At 64.7% G+C, this 3,321-nt stretch carries 3 protein-coding genes; all 3 read left to right on the forward strand.

What is annotated here, in order from left to right; all coding sequences use genetic code 11:
- Positions 1–1,400, forward strand: a 1,400-nt coding sequence (locus tag EOA36_RS31440; protein WP_127280760.1) for an FAD/NAD(P)-binding protein, incomplete at its 5' end; no start/stop codon positions are given.
- 168 nt (positions 1,401–1,568) lie between these two features.
- On the forward strand, positions 1,569–2,672 hold the full coding sequence (gene sfnG / locus EOA36_RS31445; protein WP_127280761.1) for a dimethylsulfone monooxygenase SfnG: 1,104 nt from the start codon (positions 1,569–1,571) through the stop codon (positions 2,670–2,672).
- Positions 2,673–2,789: 117 nt separating this feature from the next.
- A partial coding sequence (locus EOA36_RS31450; protein WP_145969410.1) for an ATP-binding cassette domain-containing protein occupies positions 2,790–3,321 on the forward strand: 532 nt, incomplete at its 3' end.

Here is a 3,321-nt window from a genome sequence, read left to right on the forward strand (position 1 = left end):
GTGCCGCCGTGGCCTGGCACCTTGCGCGGACAAATCGGCCGGAGCGCCTGTCGATCTCGGTGATCGAGCCGCGTTCCGCGCTTGGCGGCGGCCTTGCCTATTCCAGCGAAGAACCATCCCACCGCGTCAACGTCCCGGCCATCCGCATGAGCATGGCTCCTGAAGACCCGCAGCATTTTGCGCGCTGGTTGGCCGGCAGTGGCGAAATCGAACGGGACCCGGATGCCTTGTGGAAGAACGGCGATGTGTTTCCGCGCCGGCGTGTGTTCGGCCGCTATGTCGCCGAGCACCTTGCACCTTGGCTCGACTCCGGTGCTATCCGCCATGTCGAAGCTCAGGCTACGCAGGTAATACGAGAAGCCAATGGCGCGGCCTGGACCGTGCAGACCTCCGCCGGACCTGTCGCGGCGGACATCGTCGTGCTTGCCGCGACGCATCCTCTGCCGGCGATCCCAACTCCACTTGCCTCCTTGGCTGAAGCACCTGGCTTCATCGCCGATCCCTATGCACCGTCGGCACTTGCCGGGATCGGCCCGGAGGCGTGGGTCCTGATCGTCGGCTCCGGGCTGACCTCGGCCGACATGGTGGCCGAACTTGATCGCCGCGGCCATCGCGGCCGCATCCTGGCACTGTCGCGCCGCGGCCTGCGCTCGCGCGGCCACCCGGATATCAGACATGAGCCTTTCGGCGACTTTGCGTCGGCACCGGCCACATCGGCGCTCGGCCTGCTGAAGAACATTCGCGGCACACTGGCGGCGGCGCAGGCCGCCAGGGTCAACTGGCAGTCGGTCTTCGACCAGCTGCGCCTGCAGGGGCCGGCGCTGTGGGCGGCCCTTTCTCCGCCGGAGCGTGCAAGGCTGGTCCGCCAGCTGCGCGTGTTCTGGGACGTGCATCGCTTCAGGATCGCCCCCCAGGTCGCTGCCGTGCTCGACCGCCGCCAGACGGACGGCGCGTTCGACACCATCGCCGCCAGGCTTGTCGCGTCGAACGACGAGGGCGAGAGCCTCGCGGTCAGCTTCCAACGGCGCGGACAGACGCGGATCGAGACGGCACGCTTCGATGCCGTCATCAACACGACAGGGCCGGCTCATGGCCAGGCGCTCCAGTCAAACCCGGCGCTGCTTTCGCTGACTGAGGCCGGGCTGATCAGGGCCGACACATACGGGCTCGGTATCGAGACCAGCCTCGATAGCCTTGCGATCGGCAGCGATGCCAAGCCGGTTGCCGGGCTTTTCGTCGCCGGTCCGTTGGCGCGGGGCACGTTTGGCGAACTCATGGGCCTGCCGGAGGTCGCTCGTCATGCACAAAGGGTCGCGGCCGAAATCACTGGGTTGTTCGACACGCTCCCCTCAGCCGAGCCGGTTGGCGCCAATGCCGGGAGCGTTGCGGTCGCGCGCTGACAAGCGCAAGCCGGCCCGGCCGGCGAAAATTGGTATTTCCGTCCCGCAAGGGCTCCAAAAACGGAAAATCCTTCTTTGTATATAAATTCCATAAACATAATAAATATTGAAGAAACCCGGCTACGCGCCGGACCGATCAACGACACGGCCTGGAATGGGAGACAGTTCATGGCACATGCAGGAACCGACGCGGTCAAATTCGCCTATTGGGTGCCCAATGTTTCGGGCGGCCTGGTGATTTCCAACATCGAGCAGCGCACCAACCATTCGGCCGAGTACAACCGCAAGCTGGCCCAGATCGCCGAAAAGGCGGGCTTCGACTACGCGCTGAGCCAGATCCGTTTCACCGCCGGCTACGGTGCCGACGAGCAGCATGAATCGGTCGCGTTCAGCCATGATCTGCTGGCGGCCACCACCACGCTGAAAGTCATCGCCGCGATCCTGCCTGGCCCCTGGAACCCGGCGCTGGCGGCCAAGCAGCTTGCCACCATCAGCTATCTGACCAATGGCCGTGTCGCCATCAACCTCGTCTCCGGCTGGTTCCGTGGCGAATTCCACGCCATCGGCGAACACTGGCTCGACCATGACGAGCGCTATCGCCGCTCGGAGGAATTCATCCGCGCGCTGCGCGGAATATGGACGCAGGACAGCTTCACCTTCCGGGGTGATTTCTACCGCTTCAACGAATACTCCCTGAAGCCGAAGCCGCCGCAGCCCCTGCCCGAAATCTTCCAGGGCGGTTCCTCGCGCGCCGCCCGCGACATGGCATCGCGTGTTTCGGACTGGTACTTCACCAACGGCAACTCGCCGGCCGAAATCGCCAAGCAGGTCGATGATCTCAAGACCAAGGCACAGGCCAGCAATCATTCCGTCAAGGTCGGCGTCAACGCCTTCGCCATCGTCCGCGAGACCGAGGACGAGGCCAAGGCGGTGCTCGCCGAAATTATCGCCAAGGCTAACCCCGAGGCTGTCAACGCCTTCGGCCACGAGGTCAAGAATGCCGGCAAGGCCTCGCCGGAAGGCGAGGGCAACTGGGCAAAATCCTCCTTCGACGATCTGGTCCAGTACAATGACGGTTTTCGGTCGAACCTGATCGGCACGCCGAGGCAGGTCGCCGAGCGCATCGTCGACCTGAAGCGCGCCGGCGCCGATCTCATCCTGCTCGGCTTCCTGCACTTCCAGGAGGAGGTCGAGTATTTCGGCAAGCACGTCATTCCGCTCGTTCGCGAGCTGGAAAACGCCGAGCAGGCAGCGTCGCTGGCAGCGGAATAGTCATCTCCCCCAAAAGCTGGCCGGGCAGCCCGGCCAGCACAGGTTTTCAAGCGCGCTCGATCTTTCGGGCGGCATCGAGAATTCGTGCGCCTGCGGGCGAAATCGAGGACGATTGGAATGCCGTTGCCCAGCTATGCCTTAGGAGCGATGGAAGCCTCGGTCTACGCGCCGGAAGTCTTTGCGCGCGGCCTGCCCTCCGTGCTCCAGCCTGCACAGTTGTCCGAAGGCGACGCTGGGGCGGCCGGATCTACTGCCAATGCAACTGCTCCGCTGCTGTCGCTTCAGGGCATCGCCCTGTCGTTCGGCGGTGTCGTCGCGCTGGCCGATATCGACCTATCGGTTCGATCAGGTGAAATCCGCGCCATCATCGGCCCGAACGGCGCCGGCAAGAGCTCGCTGATCAACGTCATTAGCGGCGTCTACCGCCCAGATCGTGGCCAGGTCCGGCTCGCCGGCGTCGGCTATACCCAGGTGCCGACGCAGCGGCTGGCGCATTTGGGCGTCGCCAGGACCTTCCAGAACCTCGCTCTGTTCAAAGGGCTCAGCGTCCTCGACAATGTTGCCTCCGGCCTCGCCTACAAGGTCCGTTCCAACTTCGCCGGCCAGGTGCTCGGCATCGGCCGCTCGCGCGGCGAGCGGCGCGACGCCT

This window comes from Mesorhizobium sp. M8A.F.Ca.ET.021.01.1.1, assembly GCF_003998025.1.
Classification (GTDB): domain Bacteria; phylum Pseudomonadota; class Alphaproteobacteria; order Rhizobiales; family Rhizobiaceae; genus Mesorhizobium.

Coding starts and splice junctions, on each gene's coding strand:
- sfnG (WP_127280761.1), top strand. CDS start 1,569: ATGGCACATGCAGGAACCGACGCGGTCAAATTCGCCTATTGGGTGCCC.